This is a genomic window from Weissella soli (genome assembly GCF_001761545.1).
Lineage (GTDB): Bacteria > Bacillota > Bacilli > Lactobacillales > Lactobacillaceae > Weissella > Weissella soli.
Genome location: NZ_CP017326.1, coordinates 1,151,970 through 1,171,554 on the forward strand (window position 1 = coordinate 1,151,970; position 19,585 = coordinate 1,171,554).

Genomic DNA, 19,585 nt, shown 5'->3' on the forward strand with positions numbered 1-19,585 from the left:
AGTCCATTTTGCAAGACAACAAAAAAACTGAAACAAGTTACCTTGCTTCAGTTCAAAAATGTTTAATTTTTATAGCTTACTTACCGACATGTTTGCGTTGGAAGTCAGCAATACTCTTATACTCAGTCTGCAATTGACGACTCAACCGAATAAAAATTGGCGCCAATTCACGATATGCTTCGTAATTCTCTGGGTTTGGTTGATAAGTATTGGCTTCACCAACCATGTCACCGATAACTTCGAGTGAATCAACCATGCCCAACGCTTTTTGGGCCATCACAGTAGCCGCTAAAGCTCCTGATTCAAAGGCCGTTGGTACAGTAACTGGTTGCTCAAAGATATCCGCTAACATTTGACGCCACAAGGCCGAACGGGCAAACCCGCCAGTAGCTTGAACAGATTTCAAATCGCCTACGACTTCTTCCAAAGCTAAAGCCACCATGTAAATATTAAAGATAATTCCTTCAAGCACGGAGCGCACCATGTGCGCACGTGTATGATTATGCGTCAAACCAAAGAACGAACCACGCGCATTGGCATCCCAAATAGGCGCACGTTCGCCGCCTAGATATGGATGGAATAATAGTCCATCGGCACCTGCCGGAATCTTTGAGGCAATTTCAGTCAACAAATCGTAAGAATCAATCCCCATCAAGGCTGCCGTTGATTTCTCAGCGTCAAACATCTTATCCCGAGCCCAACGGAAAACATCCCCACCATTGTTCACGGGGCCTCCGACAACCCAGTGGTCCTTGTCTAAGGCATACGTAAACGTACGACCCTTAGGATCAATCTTTGGTGCATCCGTCACGACACGAATGGCCCCAGAGGTACCGATCGTTACCGCAGCCACTCCCGGTTGGATGGCATTAACTCCCAAATTTGAAAGTGGGCCATCACCGGCACCATAGACGAATGGCGTATCCACCGGCAAGCCCATGATAGCCGCATATTCAGCAACCATGCCCCGTTCAATTTCGTATGGCTCGACTGGTTGTGGCATTTGTTCTTTCTTAATACCGGTGACTGCTAAGGCTTGTTCGTCCCAATCTAAATTAAAGATGTTAAACATTCCGGTACCTGAGGCGATTGAGATATCCATCTTATTGGCACCAAACAAGCGGTGGAAGATATATTCCTTAATACCCAAATAGTGCGCGGCCTGGTTATAAATCGCAGTCTCTTCACCCTTTAGCCATAACATCTTTGATAAAGGTGCCATGGGATGAATTGGCGTTCCGGTTTTGGCATAAATTTCTGCACCAAGGCCATTCGCCCGCAATTCTTCAGCATACTTGACAGCACGCGTGTCAGCCCAAGTAATCACCCGGGTCAACGGCTCCCAGTCTGCATCAAAGGCAATCAAGGAATGCATGGCTGATGAAAAGGAAACCCCTAAAATCTTGCCGTCATTTGCTTCACGTACGACTTCGCTCATTGCATCAATAAAGGCTTCCCAGATTTCATTTAAATCTTCTTCAGCCATATCCGGTTCGTCACGGTACAAGTGATACCCCTTGTTTGCACTTGCAATGACATTACCCTTCGTATCAAAAAGCACTGCCTTAGTAGACGTAGTCCCCATGTCCACGCCAATTAAATAATCCATTTCCTAAACCCCACTATTTCCACGACGCTCAACACGCCATGCCAATCGATCAATTGTTATTTTTTTCTCTCTAACTATTATTTTATGTAAAGTCCTTACTTATTGCAAGGCGAGATTATGTAAGGCTTTTTGAAAACTACTCTTGTGATTTTGGATGATAAACTGACCGATTATCCAAAGCAAATTGGCGGTTTGAAAAGGTCCCTGGTTCAGTATCAGCCAAGGCATTAGAGAAGCTTTGCATACTGGCGTCGAGTTCATCTAATTGATGCAAGATATTCGCCTCCAAAATAGCTGGTCGGACTGGTGAACCATATTCCAATAACCCATGATGGGCTAAAACAACATGCCGTAAGACCACCATATCTTCACTGAACAAATCCATTTTTAACTCTTGTGCCATCAAAACAATTTGTTCATCAATCAGCACAATGTGTCCCAATAAATTACCCGCTGTCGTATACTTTGTGGCGATTGGACCAGTTAGTTCGAGAACTTTACCTAAGTCGTGTAACAGGGCGCCTGCTAGCAATAAACTGCGGTTCAAGTCAGGATACTGATTAGCGACCGAGTTGGCTAAGCGTGCAATTGAAAGCGAATGATATGCCAGCCCCCCGGTGAAAGCATGATGGTTACTTTTTGCAGCTGGAAAACGGTAAAATTCTTCATGGTATTTCTGCAAAAGTGCACGTACAATGCGCACCCAGGTTGGATTGATAATCTGAAAAAGCAACGCATTGACTTCCTCTTCCATGTCCTTGGCCCGCATCGGTGCAGCAACCATGTAATCCGTCGGATCATTTGGTTCGCCCAACTGGGTTGGTCGAATTGAAAGCACCTTTAATTGAGGCTTATCTTGATAAACTTGGCGAACAGCAGTGATGGCGACCACCATGCCCGCCTTGAGTTGCTTAATTTCTTCGTCAGTAGCGTCCCACTTATTACCCTTAATTTCCATTGAACGATCAGCTACTGTAATCGATAAATAAGGTTTACCTTGATTAGTGACCCGCGCATCGATATCCTTTAGTAGCAAAAAAGCATCAATGCGTTCATCCACTTTATATTCTTTTAAAAGTCGCTGTTCTGCCATATCAATTCCTCTTTATTTCAGTTGTTAACCCCATTTTAGGCTACATTTGATTAAGCGTCTATTCATCCTCTGCTTCAGATACTAAGGATGCCGTTTCATTTGCGTCCAAAGTTGCGATGCTCGACAATTTCCGACGCATCACATTTGTCCGCGTGGTAACTAATTTGGTCATATCTTCATCGGCGCGCTTAATGCGATCATGCACCTTTTCGAGGGTATCAGCGTACTTATTAAACTCGGTTTTGACTTCGCCTAGTGTTTTCCAGACTTCCGAACTACGTTGCTCAATTTGCAGGGTCTTAAAGCCAATTTGCAAACTATTGAGCAACGCCGTAATCGTTGATGGACCAGCCACGTTAATCTTATATTTATTGAACAATTCCTCTACTAGGGCAACATCAGAGACGATTTCCGCATACAAGCCTTCGGCCGGCAAAAACATAATCGCATAGTTCGTTGTCAAAGGCGGTTGAATATATTTCTCACTAATCGATTTTGCCTGTGCTTTGACCCGTGCATGAAGATCTTTGCGCGCCTTTTGGGCTTCACTGGCCTCACCCGCGGTTAACGCATCTTGCAGACGTTGGTAATCCTCAATCGCAAACTTACTATCAATTGGCAAATAAACTGGGTGCTCAATGTCATTCTCACGGCCAGGTAATTTAATGGCAAAATCGACCGCCGTTTGATCACCAAAGATATTGGCCTGTTCAAGGTATTGGTTACTTGTAAAGATTTGTTCCAAAATACGAGATAATTGAATTTCACCAATGATACCCCGCGTTTTGACCCCCGTTAAGGCCGACTTCAGGCCACCGACATCCGCGGCTAACGTACGCATTTCGCCTAAGCCTTCTTGTACAGACTGCAGGTGTGTGTTGACTTGCGCAAAACTTTCGTTAATGCGCTTTTGCAGGACCGTTTGGAGTTGGTCGTCAACCGTATGTTGAATTTCTTTCAACTTTTTATCATTGGCATCTTGCAATGACCGTAAGTGTATGTTCATTGTTTCGGTCATCGTTGAGATCTTTTTATCCAAGGTATCTTGAATGGCCGTTAACCTATTGTCATTGGATTCTTGTAGTTGCAACAATCGTCCATTCACGGTTGGCATGATTTGGGCAACTTGTTTTTCAACCCCATTCATCCGGACGTTGACAGTTTCAAAGCTTTGCACGAAATTCTTGGTTAATGACTCATCAAGCTTTTCATTAATTAAGTTCTGTAAAGTGGTGGTCTGTGCGTTGGTAGTCAGCGTTTGTCTGTTTGATAGATCGTTTAGCGCCTGTGTTTGACTAGCGAAAGCCTGTGCCATTTCGGTACGTTGGCGGGATGCATCATTGGCTGAATTTTCCAATAAAGTTTGCCGTAACGCTTCATTTTGTTTACTTAATTCACTTGTGTCGATAATGACCCCACGACGACTATTATTCAGTATGAGAACCAGTAAAATAATTGCTACAATCAGCAACACCATGATGATGACTTGCATACAGTACTCCTTCAGTACGGATTTTTCTAACTGAATTCAATTATAACTTAATTACCATGATAAATAAAAGTTGCCTAGTGCAAATTTGTTACAAACAAAAAAACAACCGTGGTGATATGAATCCCCTAATCGTCTTAAACCTTATATTTTTCTATAAAACATATTTTTAAAATGATTATCCATTCTTTTTGTGACACTTTTATATCATTTAGATCCTTAAAACTAGGTCATCGCTGAACGTGGATCATCATGATCAGTATCAGAATGCTGTAACTTAACTAACAAAGTGACCCCTTCTTTCGACAAATTTTGTTGAATAGCTAAACTGCTTAAATTTAATACAACAAGCGTAAACATATATTGAATAAATTTGGCATAATGAAGACCTTTTCAATTTGAATGCATTTGGAAAATGCACAAAAAACCCACGAGTTAGACATTCTCTAACACATGGGTTTTTACCTTAATATCTATACAATCACCGCTTATTATAGTGCTATCGGTAGACGGCTGTACTTAAATTAAATGTCATACAATTCAGCAATCGGCTTAGTCACAATATCATTAATTTCTTGCAACAAGGCATTCACTGCTTGTTCAGCGGCCATCATATTCTTTAAGTCTTCATGTTGATCCATTTGACCAGCAATCTCTTGCCATTTTTGGACTGCTTCTGGTTTTGGTTCTTGGCCAGATTGCATCGCCGTATTAATTTCCATTTGGGCCGCTTGAAAATCCTTGAAGACCTGCATAGCCTCAGGATTCTTTTGCATCGCGGCCACCGCATCCCGCAAAGTTTTGTATTGGGCTGTCTCTCGTAAATCAGTAGCAACTGCATTGACGTTATCATAAATATTAATCATTATAAAATCCTTTTCTAATTACCAAAAATACTTTTAAGACCACTCCAGACCTTAGACGCACCGTTCGTGACGGCATCCCCTGCCTTGGTCAAACCATCACTGAAATTACTTTCAATTTGACTAGCAATGGATGACGCATTACTTGCGATCCCACTCTGCGCGGTTGCGCTGGTCGAACTTGAGGACGCTTGTTGGGTCTCGATGCTCTGGACACTAAACGCCGTTTGGGCCGTATTTGGAATGATTTGTTCCAGGGACGTTTTGACAAGCGGTGCAGCTGTCTCACTTAGATAAGCTGGAATCACCTCATTATCATCATAACCTGTCCAAGTAACGGATACAATATCTGGCGTATAGGCCACTGCCCATGAATCAGTAGCAGCATTCAATGACTCATCACTGGTAGCCTCTGTCGTACCTGTTTTACCAGCTACATCGTACCCAGAAGGATCAGCTGAGACACCTGTACCATTTGTATAAACACCCAACATCATTTGTGTCATTTCATTAGCAACCTTAGTTGACCATAACCGTTTTTGCTTAACCTTAGCTTCAGCCACTGTTTTACCGGTTGCGTCGACAATTTTCGTAATAAAGTGGGCATCTGACATCACACCACCATTCGCAAAGCTCGTGTAGGCTTGTGCCATTTGCAATGGCGAAACGCCTTTTTGCAGGCCACCAATGGCCATTGACAAGTTCTTATCATCAGTCGTTAGTGGTAACCCTGCCTTGATACCAGCTTTATAGCCCACATTGACACCCATCTGATCCAACAGCCACACCGCTGGAATATTGTATGAGTTCTCGATAGCTTGATACATTGGTACATCGGCACTCACATAGTCATTATAGTTATGGGGCGTGTAACCATTTGTACCAAAGGACATTTGCTTATTTGGCAATTTGGAATCATAAGAGAATCCACGTGACAACGCTGGGGCATAGTCAACGATTGGTTTGATCGTTGAACCTGGTTGCCGTCTCATCTGCGTCGCCCGGTTGTAACCACGGAACTGGTGTGTACCCCGGCCACCGACCACCGCTCGGACGCCACCAGTCTTGGCATTCAAGACAATTTGGGCCGCTTGTGAGTCGCTACCAATCGGATTAAGTGATGTATCCTCAAAGTCATTTTGCAAGTTTGTTTGATCCGTTTGGTTCAAGGTGGTGTAAATCTTATAACCATCATTCATGATCTCTGATTCAGTCAAACCATATTTAGAGATTGCCTCATCAATGACCGAATCAAAGAAGTAAGGATAGTTATATGACGAGTTATCTGAGGTATGCTCTGATGCACCCACGGCCGTTGCGGCATAGGCTTTAGCTTGTGCAGCCGTCAGCTTACCGGAGTTGGCCATGTTGTAGAGCACTTGATCACGTCGCGTTTTGGCAGCTTGTCGATGATCAATGGGATTATACCCATTTGGTGATTGCAACATGCCTGCTAACATCGCCGCTTGCGTCACCGTTAACTTACTTGCATCGACCCCAAAGTATTTTTGTGACGCGTCTTGGATACCCCAAACACCGTCACCAAAATATGCATTATTTAAATACATCGTGAGAATGTCGTTTTTAGAATAGACTTTCTCAACCTGAATGGCCAAGAATAACTCACGGGCCTTACGATTAATTGATTGGGTTTGTGAGAGAAAGGCATTTTTAACCAACTGTTGCGTAATCGTTGAGCCACCAACGGAAACACTGCTTCCTAACAGCCGATAGTAGATGGTGGTCAAAACCCCTCGTGCCATCCCCGTAACCGAAAAACCAGGTTCGTGGTAGAAATTACGATCTTCAGTTGCTAGGACTGCATTAATCGCATTTGACGAAATTTGGCTATATTCAATATACGTTCCTTTTTGCCCAGCAATGGCCCCGGCTTTATTACCACTGGCATCATAAACTGCCGTAGTTGCCTTCAGCCGTGTTTTTAAATCACTCACATCTGTAAACTTGGCTTCAATCGTTCCTAAAATTGAGATGACGGCAATCAGTGCTAAGAACGTCACTGCTAACCAGCGCCATAACTGAAATCGTTGCAAATATGGCCGGATTGTTTGACGCTCCCACGCCCAATACTGCTGCCAAATTTTCTTCATGCTTACTTTCATCTGTTTACCCAATCATGGCTTCAAATTGCGCCATAAACTGTTGTGCCGCAGCGTTGTCAGGACTGGTGACATAGATTGTGTCGTGCCCCGCCAACGTCGCGATGACCGTTACTAGATTAGCATCATCAATTAGGGCAGCCAAACGATTACCATTACCGGCAGTGGTTTTGATGATCGTCAAAAATTCAACGCGGGTCATTGACAAAGCCATTTCTTGAAACCCTTGATCAATTTGCGTTGATTCGACTTTGGGTGCCTCCTCCAATAACTGATAATGGGAGACGCCATTCGCCCCGGTGTGGCGTACGATACGTAATTCATTAATATCACGTGACACCGTTGCCTGGGTGACATCAATCCCTTCTGCCTGTAACTTATACATTAATTCTTCTTGTGATTCGATAACTTGATTTGTAATGATTTCTAAGATTTTTGTTTGGCGTTCTTTTTTCTTCAAGGCCATGATTTTCCCTCTCATCTTAAATTCTTATCCATTATAGCAAAATCCGCCCGAGCGTAACATAAATGCAATAATCAATCTAACTCCTCTGGTGGCACTTTACAAAAAAAGTACACGATCTCATTCGTGTACTTCTGCTGTTGTATCCTTATTTCTTTGGTTCATCGTCGCCAGTCTTCAATACTGCCATAAAGGCTTCTTGTGGCACATCAACGGTCCCAACTGACTTCATCCGTGCCTTACCACGTTTTTGTTTGTCTAACAATTTTGCCCGTCGATCAGGATCCCCGGTGTGAATCTTAGAGGTCACATCCTTACGATAAGCCTTAATTGTTGACCGCGAAATGATTTTTGAACCAATTGCTGCTTGCACTGGAATTTCAAAATTACGCCGGGGGATAATTTCTTTCAACTTAGCGGTGATGAGTCGACCACGTTCTTGCGCAAAGTCACGATGCACGATGAATGACAAGGCATCCACCTTTTCACCATTGAGCAAGATATCAATCTTCATCAAGTCAGACTGACGATAACCAGCGAGTTCATAGTCCAACGAAGCATAGCCACGCGTGGAAGACTTTAATTTATCGAAGAAATCAAAGATGATTTCTGATAATGGCATGTAATATTTCACATACACACGATGATCATCAAGATAATCCATCGTATCAAATTCACCACGCTTACGTTGGGCCAATTCCATCACTGCACCAACGTATTCTTTGGGCACCATGATTTGAGCATGCACATAGGGTTCCTCGATGGACTTGATGGCCCCGACATCAGGTAATTCTGAAGGATTTTCCACTTCGACCATCTGGCCATCAGTCGTAAAGGCATGATACGTCACCGAAGGTGCTGTCGTAATCAAATCCATGTCGAATTCACGCTCTAAGCGTTCTTGGATGACATCCATATGCAATAATCCTAAGAACCCTGTTCGAAAGCCAAAACCCAAGGCCTGTGAAGTTTCCGGTGTAAATTCGAGAGAAGCATCATTCAATTGCAGTTTTTCTAACGCGTCTCGCAAATCGTTGTACTTAGCATTATCTGTCGGATAAAGCCCTGAATAGACCATGGGTGTCATCGGCTTATAACCAGCCAACGGCTCGGTGGCTGGTTTATTCACCATAGTGATCGTATCACCAGGGCGAGCATCACGAATATTCTTAATCGAAGCTGCTAGATAACCTACGTCGCCAGCCATCAAATAATCGCGCTTCACAGAATATGGTGAGTGCACCCCCACTTCAGTAACTTCGTACTCAGCGCCAGAGTGCATAAAGCGGACCTTATCACCAGGTTTCACAATCCCATTTTTGACACGAATCGTTAAAATAACCCCTTTATAGGCATCATAGGATGAGTCGAAAATCAACGCTTGTAATGGCGCTTCTAAGTCACCTTCTGGTGCTGGGAATTTTTGAACAATTTGTTCCAACAATTCTGGGATGCCAATCCCCATCTTTGCGGATGCTAAAACGGCCGAAGAAGCATCCAAGCCGATCACATCTTCGATTTCTTGCCGCACCTTCTCGGGATCTGCTGCAGGTAAATCAATCTTATTGATTAAGGGTAAGATCTCCAAATCATTTTCAAGGGCCAAATAAACATTTGCTAGCGTTTGCGCTTCAACACCTTGCGCTGCATCGACCACCAAAATGGCGCCATCCGCGGCAGCCAATGCCCGTGAAACTTCATATGAGAAATCGACGTGCCCTGGCGTATCAACCAGGTGGAAAATATACGTTTCCCCATCTTCAGCCTTATAATGCACTTCCACCGCATTCATCTTAATCGTGATGCCCCGTTCACGCTCTAAATCCATTGTGTCCAACAATTGGTTTTGCATTTCACGTTCCGTCACACTGTGGGTTGCTTCCAAAATTCGATCTGCAATCGTCGACTTACCATGATCAATATGGGCCACGATTGAGAAATTACGAATATGTTGTTGGCGCGCTTTCATTTCTTTAAGAGTATCCATTTGCGCTCCTTTTTCTTAATAACATTTTTTAGTCTAACTACTAATTATACCGGTTTTCACAACCGAAAAAAAGATATCCTGACAACAGGATACCTTTTAACAGAATCAACAGTGTTTAATTCTTCTTGAACACTGTAATTGATTCGATGTGTGTTGTTTGTGGAAACTGGTCAATTGGTTGCACTGGGCCATCAATATGGAAACCATTCGCCAAAATTTGAACAGTATCACGAGCCAATGTCGCTGGGTTACATGAAATGTAAACAATCGTTGCTGGTTCCATACCCGTGGCGGCGTCGATCAATTCTGGTGTCAATCCCTTACGAGGTGGGTCAACGAAGATAACATCTGGTTTAAGATCAGCCTCACGCCACTCAACCATCTTCTCTTCAGCCATCCCTAGTTCAAAGGTAACATTCTTAATCCCATTTAACTTGGCATTTTGCTTAGCGTCTGCCACCGCACCTTCAATAATTTCAACCCCGATCACTGACTTAGCTTTATCAGCCACCGTTAATGAAATAGTTCCAATTCCTGAATAGGCGTCAATCACTGACTCGGTACCTTGCAAATGGGCCTTTTCAGTGGCCAATTTATATAATACTTCTGTCGTTTGTGGGTTAACTTGGTAGAACGATGTTGGTCCGATCTCAAAGGTCTTATCAAACAGCGTGTCTGTAATGTAGTCAGCTCCCCATAATGTCTTATTCTTTGAACCCATAATGACATTAGTTCGATCTGGATTTACATTTTGAATAATTGACTTTACTTCAGGCAAGGCAGCATGAATCTCGTCAACAATCATTTCAGTTGCAGGCAACTTGGCACGCCGTGTCACCAAGACGACCATCATTTCATGGCTGTAGTAACCACGACGAACCATTAACGTCCGGATATCACCACTGTGTGCCGTTTCGTTGTAGGCTGCAATATGGTATTTACGCAAGATATTACGGATGACCACCAAAGCCTTATCAATTTCAGGATCCTGAATGTAATAATCTTCGATTGGTACCATGATATGCGAGTTACGGCGATAGAAACCAGTCTCTAGTTGACCCTTAATTTCACGAACCGGCACTTGAGCCTTGTTACGGTATTGGGTAGGATTTTCCATCCCTAGCGTTTCCGCAACTTCAACATCAACGTGAACCTTGTTAAACAGTTGCTTAATTTGGTTTTGCTTAAACTTCAATTGGGCTTCGTAAGTCAGATTTGCCAATGGGGCAATTCCAGTTGTTAAAGCCTTTTGATCAGCATTAGGGTTACGGTCCGCAGATTCCTGCAAACGCTTGATCACCCGACCAAACGCAAAACTCTTCTGAACCTTAGTAACCCCAACACGGACGATTTCGCCAGGAATTGCATCCACAACGAAAATTGGGTAGTCGTCAATTTTGACGACACCCATTCCTTGATACGTTAAATCAACAACTTCAGCTTCGAACTCTTGATTCTTCGTAACTGGTGCTTTTTGAGCCATTTATATTCTCCTTAAAATGGTTTTTGCGACAACACATTTGGAAGTATGATAGCTAAACTAAATTTCTTCATACTCCAATAGTACCATACAACCAGCGAAAAACGGGCAGGATTCCTGAATTCCATGCATGTTGATCTCAATAAAAAAGAACGGCGTTTAAACTCACCGTTCTCTACTGACTTTAATTCACATTCTTAGGTTCGGTTGAAACACCGTTGGCCATGCTAAGTAGCTTAGCCTTCAACTCATTTTCCATGGCTTGCATTTGCACTTGTGCATCAGCCCGTTTTTGACGACCGTCGGCTTGAATCCGCATCGTTTCCTCAATCGTATTAATCAAATCCGCTTGGGTCTTTTGCAGCGTGACAATGTCGACCACCCCACGTTCGTTTTCTTGCGCCGTTTCGATTGTGCTTTGCTTAAGCATCTCCGAATTAGCCTTTAACAAATCGTTGGTGGTTTCCGAAACAGCCCGTTGGGCCGCGACAGCATTGCGTTGCTTTAAGAGGGTTAATGCAATGGTGACTTGATTCTTCCACAATGGAATGGCCGTTGAAACTGATGACTGAATTTTTTCAGCCAAAGCCTGGTTGGTTGATTGGATTAACCGAATTTGGGGCGCTTGTTGCATCGCCACTTGACGGGTTAACTTTAAATCATTAGTGCGCTTTTCCAAGCGGTCGGCAAATTGGGCCAAATCTTGCACCTTTTGCGCATCCAATTGACTACCAGATGCTTCTGCCTGGGCTCGTGCAGCTGGTAAGTCGGTCTTGTTAATCTCTTGCAACTTCAATTCAGCCCCACCAATGTAGACCCCTAATTGTTGAAAGAAATCCAAATTCTCTTTGTACAAACCATCCAGCATTTTGTTATCAGCCAATAGCGTATCCTTATGGTTATCTAAACGTGCGGCCACTTGATCAATTTGCGCACCAACTTTTTGATACTTCGCCGTCATTTCGTAAATTGATTTTTGCACCTTACCAAACATTTTGGCAAATAAGCCCTGCTTGACGGGCATCAGTTCATCAGGTTTAGTTGATTGCAAATTGGACATTAACTCAGTTAAAGCATCCCCAATTTGACCTAAATCTTGATTCTTAACCTGATCCAAAACCCCTTGTGAGAAGTTTGATAGATTTTTTTGGGCATCGGCACCATAAGTCAACACGGAATCTGATTGATCAGTATCCAGTTGTGCTGCTACCTCATGTGCTTGAGCCTGTTCTGCTGGTGTCAAGGTTGACACCAAATCAGTCGCCGTTTGCTCTGTCGTCATCAATTGTTCGTCACTCATAGTGTATCCTCCATTGTTCGCTTAGCAACCGAAACCTTATCCCGTAAGCTAGCAACGTCATCTTCTGTGACAGCCAAGTAGGCTGCTTGTACCTTTACTGCTAAATCACGAATCACAGCGCGTGCCTTCCGCAATTCTTCTTTTTGTGCATCTGAGATAATCTCGTGCTGTGCAATTTCTAGATAAGAGGCTAACAACTCATGTAATGTGGGCACCGTTTTATAAACAAAATCATTTGCGCGCATTAAGTCCGCAGGTTCCTTAGCCATTTCTTGCATGACTGCATCGGCATAATACATCAATTGCGTTTCCTCATTCAATTTGATGAGTCCTTTAGTTTTTCCTAACCAGCGTTTGATGTCAGTGAGCTGCGCATCAGTCTCACTATATACCTCATTAAAGACTGCAACATCGCGTTTTGTTAATGCCGAAAAATCAGCCTTTTCCAGCCGTTTAACTGCCGTCCCACTTAATTTAGCTTGGCCACTGCGTCGGTTTTTGAACAAAATTTGTTGGCCAGCGATCACACCAATGATTCCTGCCAACATCACCAGCGTTGGCAGACCACTCGCTAAGAAGGCTACTCCCAGTCCCCAAGGCAGGAGATATTTTAAATTAAACTTTGGACTCGTAAATAGACCAATCAGGATCGTGATTAAAAGGGTGTCCCCAAAAGCTCCCCCAACAAATTGCCCCAAGCCAGCCATAACAACTAAGGTGACCCACTTGATAATAGTTAACGTTTTTTTATCAAATCGTTTTAAATCTAACATACTTTCCCATCCCACTATTAGTCCCAGATGCGGTCACTGATATCAAGATACCAATATTCAACATCCACGAATTGTGCACCCGTATACATTACTTCTGGCAGCAAGCCCTTTAAAGTAAACTCAAACTTTGACAAAATTTTCCCACTAGGCACATTGCCCGCAGCCACGATGGCAATTAACTTGCGATAATGTAAGTCTAAGGCTTTATTAATCAACCAATCAACCATCTTGGTACCATAGCCCTGCCCCTGCGCCGCATGATCAAAATAGTATGATAATTCAGCGACCTGATCATACCCTTCACGATCAATAAAACTGCCTAGATAACCATAACCAACAACCATCCCAGCTTCATTGACATAGGCAAACAACGGATGTTGCTCATCATTTTCATGTTCGGCAAACCAAGCCTCCCGATTTGCCAATGTTTTTGGGGTCAAATCAGCCGTAATGCCCTGCCGGACGACCGCTTGATTATAAATATCCATCATGACCGGAATATCGGCCTTAGTTGCTAAACGAATTGTCATTAGTATTCCTCGATTGCATAAGTAATATATGCTATTATTCTACCTTAATTTCAATAAAAAAACGCGTGCCTCCAATCGAAGTCACCCGTTATTTTGAAATCTCTCTTAAATTACTTTTCCACGCGGAAACGAATATCATCAGCAACGTAAGCTTTCTCGCCTGCTTCAGCTTCTAGTGAACCAATGATCAATTGTGACCGTAACCGCCAGTTGGCTGGGATATCGAACGCCTCAGCAAACTGCTCATCAATTAATGGGTTGTAATGTTGGAGATTTGCGCCCAACCCGGCCGCAGTCGCAGCTAGCCAGACTGCATAGGCGGCAATGCCATGGCCTTGTTCTGACCAGTCATAAAAGTTATCCGCGTATAAAGCAAACTTTTGTTCAAATTCGGTCACTACGTCAGTGTCGGTGTAGAATAATACAGTCGCATAGCCCTCTTTGAAGCCGTCAAGCTTGGCCAAGGTAGCTTGATAAGCTTCTGCCGAAGGGACCTCTGCCTTCAACCGGTCAGCCACGATATCCCAAACTTGGGTGTGTTTATTACCCAACAAAATCACTGTACGCACCGTTTGATTATTAAAAGCCGTCGGTGCTTCCTTAACGGCCGTTTTGATCAATTCAACCAATTGTGCTTCGGTTAATGTGACGTTTTTTCCCAAGGTGTAGACCGAACGCCGGGATGCTTCTAACTGCAAAAAATCATTTTCAAGTGTCATCAAATAGATCCTTCTTTCTACAACTCTTTTTCTGGTTGTTCAACCTTAGCTTCTACAATAACAAAACTTCTTACTTTTTGTGAACAAATATACATTGGCCAAGTTATCCATTCTGAACAATATTTGACCCTAGTAGCAGTGTTGTTAAAGTAGTGCTGCTTTAGCAAACTTGCCACAGGTCTTTGAGACCAAAAGCGCCCAACAACACAAGGTGTGTCGTTTGGGCGCTTTTGTTAGGCCTTAAATTTACGTGCTGCTAACCAACCAAACCCGATAATCCAAACAAGTCCACCCAGTGCGGCAATCATATTAGTCTGATCTAAGAATAAAGTCCCAAAAATGAAGACAAAAAATAGCATGGTTAAGGGACTGGTCACTTTATAGCCCGGCATTTTAAATCCATCAGCTAAGTAATCGGCACTCTGGCGATATTTGCGGTGGGCCCACATGATTAAGCCATAAATTACTAACGTAATCGCCGAGGTTGCTGAAGCCAAAAATTCAAACGCTGAGGATATAAAGGGTAGCAAATGGATTACGGGTGTCAGCAACATTAAACTAGCTGAAAACAACACCGCTCGTGCCGGAATAGCATTCATTGAAAGAGTTGCAAAATGTTTTTCCCATTTACCAGTGTTTTCCAAAGCCAATGCATAGACATCCCGCCCAGCTGAATAAATCAACGTATTCAAAGCTGATAACGCTGCTGTCAAGACCACAAAATTCACGGCAGCGGCGGCCCATTTTAACCCAACTAATTTAAAGACCCACACGAACGGACTTTGGTCCGCAGGTAAGTAGCGCCAGTTAATAATCGTCATAATGATGAACAACGCACCAACATAAAATATTAAAATTCGAAACAATACCTGGTTAATCACACGCGGCATCACTGCACGTGGTTGTTGTGTCTCAGCTGACATCATGCCCACAAACTCAATCCCAACGAAAGCAAAAAACACCATTGGAAAGGCCATCAAGAAATTTATTGTGCCTTTAGGAAAAAACTCAAAATGCGTAAAGACATTATTGAAGCTCACGATACCACCATGGACGCCAGGCGTTTTGAAGCCAGTCAATACCATCACCAGACCCGTCACGATAATTGCTAGGATGGCAATAATTTTGATTGAAGCGAACCAAAATTCTGCTTCACCAAAGAAACGAACCGCGGTTAGATTCACAAGTGTGAGCATGACGATAACTAATATCTCAGTTACCCAAATCGGAATACCCGGGAACCAATACTGCACGTATTGACCAATTGCTGTTAGCTCAGCCATTGCTGGCAACAACAAGGTCACCCAATAGGACCAACCGACAAAATACCCTGCCTCAGGGCCGACATATTTAGACACGAAACCAACAAAAGAATTACTAGCCGGATCCGCATAAAGTAATTCGCCGATTGCCCGCATCATCAAATATAAAAATAAACCGGTGATCAGATAGACGATCAGAATTGACGGTCCCGTTAAACTGATTGAACTACCTGCTCCTAGGAATAGTCCGGTACCAATCGTTCCCCCAATGGCAATCATCGTGACATGCCGTTTGGAAAGCCCCCGTGCTAATTTAGTTGGTGCCTCTTCAGCCATAAAAACTCCTTATCCTGACATCCTCATTCGTGGAAGACGCAGCTTAATTACTTGTTTTAAAAATTACCGCCTTCAATAATAGCATATATATGCACCTTTTTTAGAACTAATTTGTTTTTATACAAAAAAAACATCTGGTACATGTTATACCAGACGTCAATATATTAATTAATCGTACTTACTTGTCAAACTTTTCTTTGACGTCTTCTACCAAATCAGAAGCAGCATCCTTCACGTCACCAAGCTTTTCTTTTGCCTTACCAATCAAACCTTGGGCTTTTCCCTCGGCCTCGGTTTCGGCATCACCAGTAACCTTCCCGTAGACTTCCTTAGTCTTACCGGCTGCTTCGTCCTTCAATCCATCCAACTTGTCGTCTAATGCCATAATAGATCCTCCTCTAGTTGTACAAAAGAATTTACATTCATGCATGGTTACATCTGTGCATATATGTATTATACCAAAAAAATGAGAATATTGCCATCATGAACGATTAATTTTGTTCATTCTGCTAAAAATGAACCTAGACAAGAATCGGTTGAGGTCCCTCTCCAAAATCAAAATAAAAACCGTATGCTACACGAATGCGTGTGTCATACGGTTTTTACGGGAAAGCTTATTAAGCCAAACCGTACTTCTTGTTAAACTTGTCAACAGCTCCGTCAGCTTGAGTAAACTTAGCCTTACCAGTGTAGAATGGGTGTGAATCTGATGAAGTTTCGATACGAATCATTGGGTATGATGCGCCTTCAAATTCAACAGTGTCTTGTGAGTCCACAGTTGAACCTGCCAAGAACTTAGCACCAGTAGTAGTATCAACGAATACAACTTGACGGTATTCTGGATGAATTCCTGCTTGCATGATTATCTCCTTATCGCCCTGCTTTCTTTGGAAGCAGAGTCAGTTTTTATAACTAAACCATTTTAACACAATCCTCAGGGTTTGTGTATAGTCGATTTATGACAAAAATTGGCAAATTCACGACCGTGCTACCGAACGTTACCGATGGGTAATTACAAAAAAAATCGGCGTATCACTACCCCGACTTTTAATAGAGCGGACGACGGGAATCGAACCCGCATTCCCAGCTTGGAAGGCTGGAGCACTAGCCATTGTACTACATCCGCATAAATTATCCGTTGCCTTAACAACGAATAATATCTTACCTAATTTTCAAAAGAGTGTCAACCCAATTTTACGATTTATGCCATGCACTTGGATTTTCGCGCCACTGATGAAGCGTTTCTAAATCGCTCTCGACAATCAAGCCCTTGGCTTGGGCGGCGGCAATTAACGCTGAATAGGTCGTCAATGATGCGAATGGGGTTTGCACAGCCCCAAAATTATCATCCGCGGCCGCCAACTCATATGAAAAGATGGAAACCACCCCAAGCACCGTGCCCCCTTCACGTCGAGCGGCCGCCACCGTCCCTAACACTGACCCACCGGTTGAAATAAGATCATCAATGAGTACAATTTTTTGACCTGCTGTCAACACGCCTTCGATCTGCTTGCCTGCCCCATGATCCTTAGGCTTTGATCGGACATAAATCATTGGTAAATCCATGATTTGTGCCACCCAGGCCGCGTATGGAATACCAGCAGTAGCGACGCCACCAATAATTTCAACATCTGGATAGTGAGTCTTGATTAAATCAGCTAGGCCAGCCGCAATGAGGTTACGCACAGCAGGAAAAGCAATCGCCAGCCGATTATCTGTGTAGATGGGACTTTTTAAACCTGAAGCCCACGTAAACGGTTCGTTGGGTTGGAACTTCACCGCTTCAATATCTAGCAAACTTTCTGCTACCGCTTTCTTATAATCAATCATGCGTCTTCTCCATTTAATTCATTAAGTGCCCGTGTGTAAGCTACCACTGCATCAACTGCTTGTGTAATTGAACGACCAACAACAATGCCATTGGCGCCCATCGCAGCAGCCCTGGCTGGCGTGACTACCCGTGATTGGTCACCCACAGCATCGCCAGCGAACCGAATACCGGGGGTAATCGACAAAAACTCGGCTGCAGTGGCTGCGTGAATATCATCAGATTCATAAGCTGACGAAATCGTCCCGGCCACGCCCGCTTGGTAAGCTAATTTTGCTAAGTGGACAACCGATTCGCGCAATGACACACCAACCAATTGCGTGGTGTGCATTTCTTCCTCGCTAAACGATGTCAGTTGCGTAATGGCCAAGGCCTTGGGTATAGTAGTGTGGCCTGCTGCCTGCGCCCCCATCCGTAAGCCAGCCACTGCACCTGCTAACATGCGCGCGCCCCCCGCAGCGTGGACCGTGACGTAATCAACCCCTAATTTACCCACATTAACGGCGGCCTTTTGGACCGTACTAGGAATATCATACATTTTTAAATCTAAGAATACTGTAAAGCCAGCCACCTTGAGTTCTCGTACAAACGCGTACCCACCCTCGGCATAAAATAATTCCATGCCCACCTTGACAGCAGGCTTAGTCGTTTGCTGAAACACTGTCAAAAATTGCTTGGCGGCAATCACCGTCTCAAAATCTAAGGCAATAAAGACTGGTTTAGTCATGCTGCACCTCATTCCATTCAGCCACTGATACCGGAAATTTCTTCAAGCCGTGTGTCACATCACGCACTGTTTCAAAACCATATTTATCCAATGCCGCTGGCAATTGGTCAATCAATTTTTCCATAATTTGTGGATCAACGGCATTGGCATGGCCCACTTGCACCGCGTCAGCCCCGGCCAGCATTAATTCTAAGACATCATCAATTGATTCAATCCCGCCCACACCGATGATGGGAATCTTAACCGCTTGACGAGCCTCATAGACGAAACGCACTGCGATAGGGTGAATCGCCGCCCCAGAAATACCCCCAGTTCCCCGATATAACTTGGGGGTCCGTGTGTTTAAGTCCAAACTCATCCCCACCACGGTATTAATCAACACAATACCAGCGGCCCCGGCAGCTTCTACTGCCTTGGCAATTGGTTTGATATCGGTCACATTTGGTGACAACTTGGCATAGATGGGCTTATCAGTTACCGCCCGACACGCAGTAATCACGGCAGCTGCAGTAGCGGGATCAACGCCAAATTCCAATCCGCCCTGATCAACATTTGGGCAACTTAAATTAATTTCGAGGGCATCTAAGTAAGGATCATTACCAAAAAATGCGGCTAATTGTTGATACTCTGCCACCGATTCACCTGCTAATGACAACATCTTAGGCGTGTTTGGCAATGCCTGGGCAAGTTCAGGCAGAAAATCACGCTTTACTTTCTCCATACCTGGATTTGCCAAGCCAACTGAATTCATGACACCTGCCGCTGCACCGATAATCCAGGGCTGTGGATTACCGGACCGTTCTGCCACGGTGGTGGTCTTCAAAACTAAGGCGCCCAACTTGCTCAGATCAAAATCATCTAAATGATCTAAGCCATAGTACAAAGAACCCGATGATGGCATAATTGGATTCTTTAAATCTAACCCCGGTAACTTAACTGCTAAACGCTTCTCTGACATCTTAATTTTCCTTTCGTAAGCATGCTCACTGACATGTTTATTACGGGT

The 19,585-nt window shown here is 43.7% G+C and carries 18 protein-coding genes and 1 tRNA gene; all 19 read right to left on the minus strand.

What is annotated here, in order from left to right; genetic code table 11:
* Nucleotides 1–76: 76 nt before the first annotated feature.
* Nucleotides 77–1,609 carry a gluconokinase gene (gntK, locus tag WSWS_RS05495; RefSeq protein WP_070230340.1) on the minus strand — a complete coding sequence of 511 codons (1,533 nt, stop codon included), beginning with the start codon at nucleotides 1,607–1,609 and terminating at the stop codon, nucleotides 77–79.
* 136 nt (nucleotides 1,610–1,745) lie between these two features.
* Nucleotides 1,746–2,702: a 3'-5' exoribonuclease YhaM family protein gene (locus WSWS_RS05500; protein WP_070230341.1), complete on the minus strand. Its 957-nt coding sequence runs from the start codon at nucleotides 2,700–2,702 to the stop codon at nucleotides 1,746–1,748.
* 58 nt (nucleotides 2,703–2,760) lie between these two features.
* Nucleotides 2,761–4,194 (minus strand): DNA recombination protein RmuC, encoded by a 1,434-nt coding sequence (locus WSWS_RS05505; RefSeq protein WP_070230342.1) that lies wholly within the window; start codon nucleotides 4,192–4,194, stop codon nucleotides 2,761–2,763.
* A 521-nt stretch (nucleotides 4,195–4,715) separates the two neighbouring features.
* The gene (locus WSWS_RS05510; RefSeq protein WP_070230343.1) at nucleotides 4,716–5,057 is read right to left on the minus strand and encodes a YlbF family regulator; all 342 of its coding nucleotides are present in this window, start codon (nucleotides 5,055–5,057) and stop codon (nucleotides 4,716–4,718) included.
* Between the two features lie 14 nt (nucleotides 5,058–5,071).
* Nucleotides 5,072–7,165: a PBP1A family penicillin-binding protein gene (locus tag WSWS_RS05515; protein WP_114981164.1), complete on the minus strand. Its 2,094-nt coding sequence runs from the start codon at nucleotides 7,163–7,165 to the stop codon at nucleotides 5,072–5,074.
* A 16-nt stretch (nucleotides 7,166–7,181) separates the two neighbouring features.
* Entirely contained in the window at nucleotides 7,182–7,640 is a 459-nt protein-coding gene (locus WSWS_RS05520; protein ID WP_114981166.1) for an arginine repressor, read from the minus strand.
* Between the two features lie 145 nt (nucleotides 7,641–7,785).
* Nucleotides 7,786–9,624 carry a translation elongation factor 4 gene (lepA, locus tag WSWS_RS05525; protein ID WP_070230345.1) on the minus strand — a complete coding sequence of 613 codons (1,839 nt, stop codon included), beginning with the start codon at nucleotides 9,622–9,624 and terminating at the stop codon, nucleotides 7,786–7,788.
* A 115-nt stretch (nucleotides 9,625–9,739) separates the two neighbouring features.
* Nucleotides 9,740–11,107 carry a 23S rRNA (uracil(1939)-C(5))-methyltransferase RlmD gene (gene rlmD / locus WSWS_RS05530; protein WP_070230346.1) on the minus strand — a complete coding sequence of 456 codons (1,368 nt, stop codon included), beginning with the start codon at nucleotides 11,105–11,107 and terminating at the stop codon, nucleotides 9,740–9,742.
* A 181-nt stretch (nucleotides 11,108–11,288) separates the two neighbouring features.
* A complete protein-coding gene (locus WSWS_RS05535) occupies nucleotides 11,289–12,404 on the minus strand; it encodes a toxic anion resistance protein (RefSeq protein WP_070230347.1) in 1,116 nt (371 codons plus the stop codon).
* Entirely contained in the window at nucleotides 12,401–13,177 is a 777-nt protein-coding gene (locus WSWS_RS05540; RefSeq protein ID WP_070230348.1) for a 5-bromo-4-chloroindolyl phosphate hydrolysis family protein, read from the minus strand. The genes WSWS_RS05535 and WSWS_RS05540 overlap by 4 nt, the downstream gene beginning before the upstream one ends.
* A 17-nt stretch (nucleotides 13,178–13,194) precedes the next feature.
* Complete coding sequence (locus WSWS_RS05545) at nucleotides 13,195–13,707, minus strand: GNAT family N-acetyltransferase (protein ID WP_070230349.1); 513 nt, start codon at nucleotides 13,705–13,707, stop codon at nucleotides 13,195–13,197.
* 110 nt (nucleotides 13,708–13,817) lie between these two features.
* Nucleotides 13,818–14,426: a nitroreductase family protein gene (locus tag WSWS_RS05550; RefSeq protein WP_070230350.1), complete on the minus strand. Its 609-nt coding sequence runs from the start codon at nucleotides 14,424–14,426 to the stop codon at nucleotides 13,818–13,820.
* A gap of 233 nt (nucleotides 14,427–14,659) precedes the next feature.
* Entirely contained in the window at nucleotides 14,660–16,024 is a 1,365-nt protein-coding gene (locus tag WSWS_RS05555; RefSeq protein ID WP_070230351.1) for an amino acid permease, read from the minus strand.
* Between the two features lie 178 nt (nucleotides 16,025–16,202).
* A complete protein-coding gene (locus tag WSWS_RS05560) occupies nucleotides 16,203–16,409 on the minus strand; it encodes a CsbD family protein (protein WP_070230352.1) in 207 nt (68 codons plus the stop codon).
* Nucleotides 16,410–16,641: 232 nt separating this feature from the next.
* A complete protein-coding gene (locus WSWS_RS05565) occupies nucleotides 16,642–16,884 on the minus strand; it encodes a type B 50S ribosomal protein L31 (protein ID WP_070230353.1) in 243 nt (80 codons plus the stop codon).
* A 194-nt stretch (nucleotides 16,885–17,078) separates the two neighbouring features.
* Nucleotides 17,079–17,150, minus strand: a tRNA-Gly gene (locus tag WSWS_RS05570).
* Nucleotides 17,151–17,218: 68 nt separating this feature from the next.
* Nucleotides 17,219–17,854, minus strand: a complete 636-nt coding sequence (pyrE, locus tag WSWS_RS05575; protein ID WP_070230354.1) for an orotate phosphoribosyltransferase — start codon at nucleotides 17,852–17,854, stop codon at nucleotides 17,219–17,221.
* A complete protein-coding gene (gene pyrF / locus WSWS_RS05580) occupies nucleotides 17,851–18,579 on the minus strand; it encodes an orotidine-5'-phosphate decarboxylase (RefSeq protein ID WP_070230355.1) in 729 nt (242 codons plus the stop codon). Before pyrF ends, pyrE begins: the two co-directional genes overlap by 4 nt.
* Entirely contained in the window at nucleotides 18,572–19,537 is a 966-nt protein-coding gene (locus WSWS_RS05585) for a dihydroorotate dehydrogenase (protein WP_070230356.1), read from the minus strand. Before WSWS_RS05585 ends, pyrF begins: the two co-directional genes overlap by 8 nt.
* Nucleotides 19,538–19,585: the final 48 nt, after the last annotated feature.

Coding starts and splice junctions, on each gene's coding strand:
- gntK (WP_070230340.1), bottom strand. CDS start 1,609: ATGGATTATTTAATTGGCGTGGACATGGGGACTACGTCTACTAAGGCA.
- WSWS_RS05500 (WP_070230341.1), bottom strand. CDS start 2,702: ATGGCAGAACAGCGACTTTTAAAAGAATATAAAGTGGATGAACGCATT.
- WSWS_RS05505 (WP_070230342.1), bottom strand. CDS start 4,194: ATGCAAGTCATCATCATGGTGTTGCTGATTGTAGCAATTATTTTACTG.
- WSWS_RS05510 (WP_070230343.1), bottom strand. CDS start 5,057: ATGATTAATATTTATGATAACGTCAATGCAGTTGCTACTGATTTACGA.
- WSWS_RS05515 (WP_114981164.1), bottom strand. CDS start 7,165: ATGAAGAAAATTTGGCAGCAGTATTGGGCGTGGGAGCGTCAAACAATC.
- WSWS_RS05520 (WP_114981166.1), bottom strand. CDS start 7,640: ATGGCCTTGAAGAAAAAAGAACGCCAAACAAAAATCTTAGAAATCATT.
- lepA (WP_070230345.1), bottom strand. CDS start 9,624: ATGGATACTCTTAAAGAAATGAAAGCGCGCCAACAACATATTCGTAAT.
- rlmD (WP_070230346.1), bottom strand. CDS start 11,107: ATGGCTCAAAAAGCACCAGTTACGAAGAATCAAGAGTTCGAAGCTGAA.
- WSWS_RS05535 (WP_070230347.1), bottom strand. CDS start 12,404: ATGAGTGACGAACAATTGATGACGACAGAGCAAACGGCGACTGATTTG.
- WSWS_RS05540 (WP_070230348.1), bottom strand. CDS start 13,177: ATGTTAGATTTAAAACGATTTGATAAAAAAACGTTAACTATTATCAAG.
- WSWS_RS05545 (WP_070230349.1), bottom strand. CDS start 13,707: ATGACAATTCGTTTAGCAACTAAGGCCGATATTCCGGTCATGATGGAT.
- WSWS_RS05550 (WP_070230350.1), bottom strand. CDS start 14,426: ATGACACTTGAAAATGATTTTTTGCAGTTAGAAGCATCCCGGCGTTCG.
- WSWS_RS05555 (WP_070230351.1), bottom strand. CDS start 16,024: ATGGCTGAAGAGGCACCAACTAAATTAGCACGGGGGCTTTCCAAACGG.
- WSWS_RS05560 (WP_070230352.1), bottom strand. CDS start 16,409: ATGGCATTAGACGACAAGTTGGATGGATTGAAGGACGAAGCAGCCGGT.
- WSWS_RS05565 (WP_070230353.1), bottom strand. CDS start 16,884: ATGCAAGCAGGAATTCATCCAGAATACCGTCAAGTTGTATTCGTTGAT.
- pyrE (WP_070230354.1), bottom strand. CDS start 17,854: ATGATTGATTATAAGAAAGCGGTAGCAGAAAGTTTGCTAGATATTGAA.
- pyrF (WP_070230355.1), bottom strand. CDS start 18,579: ATGACTAAACCAGTCTTTATTGCCTTAGATTTTGAGACGGTGATTGCC.
- WSWS_RS05585 (WP_070230356.1), bottom strand. CDS start 19,537: ATGTCAGAGAAGCGTTTAGCAGTTAAGTTACCGGGGTTAGATTTAAAG.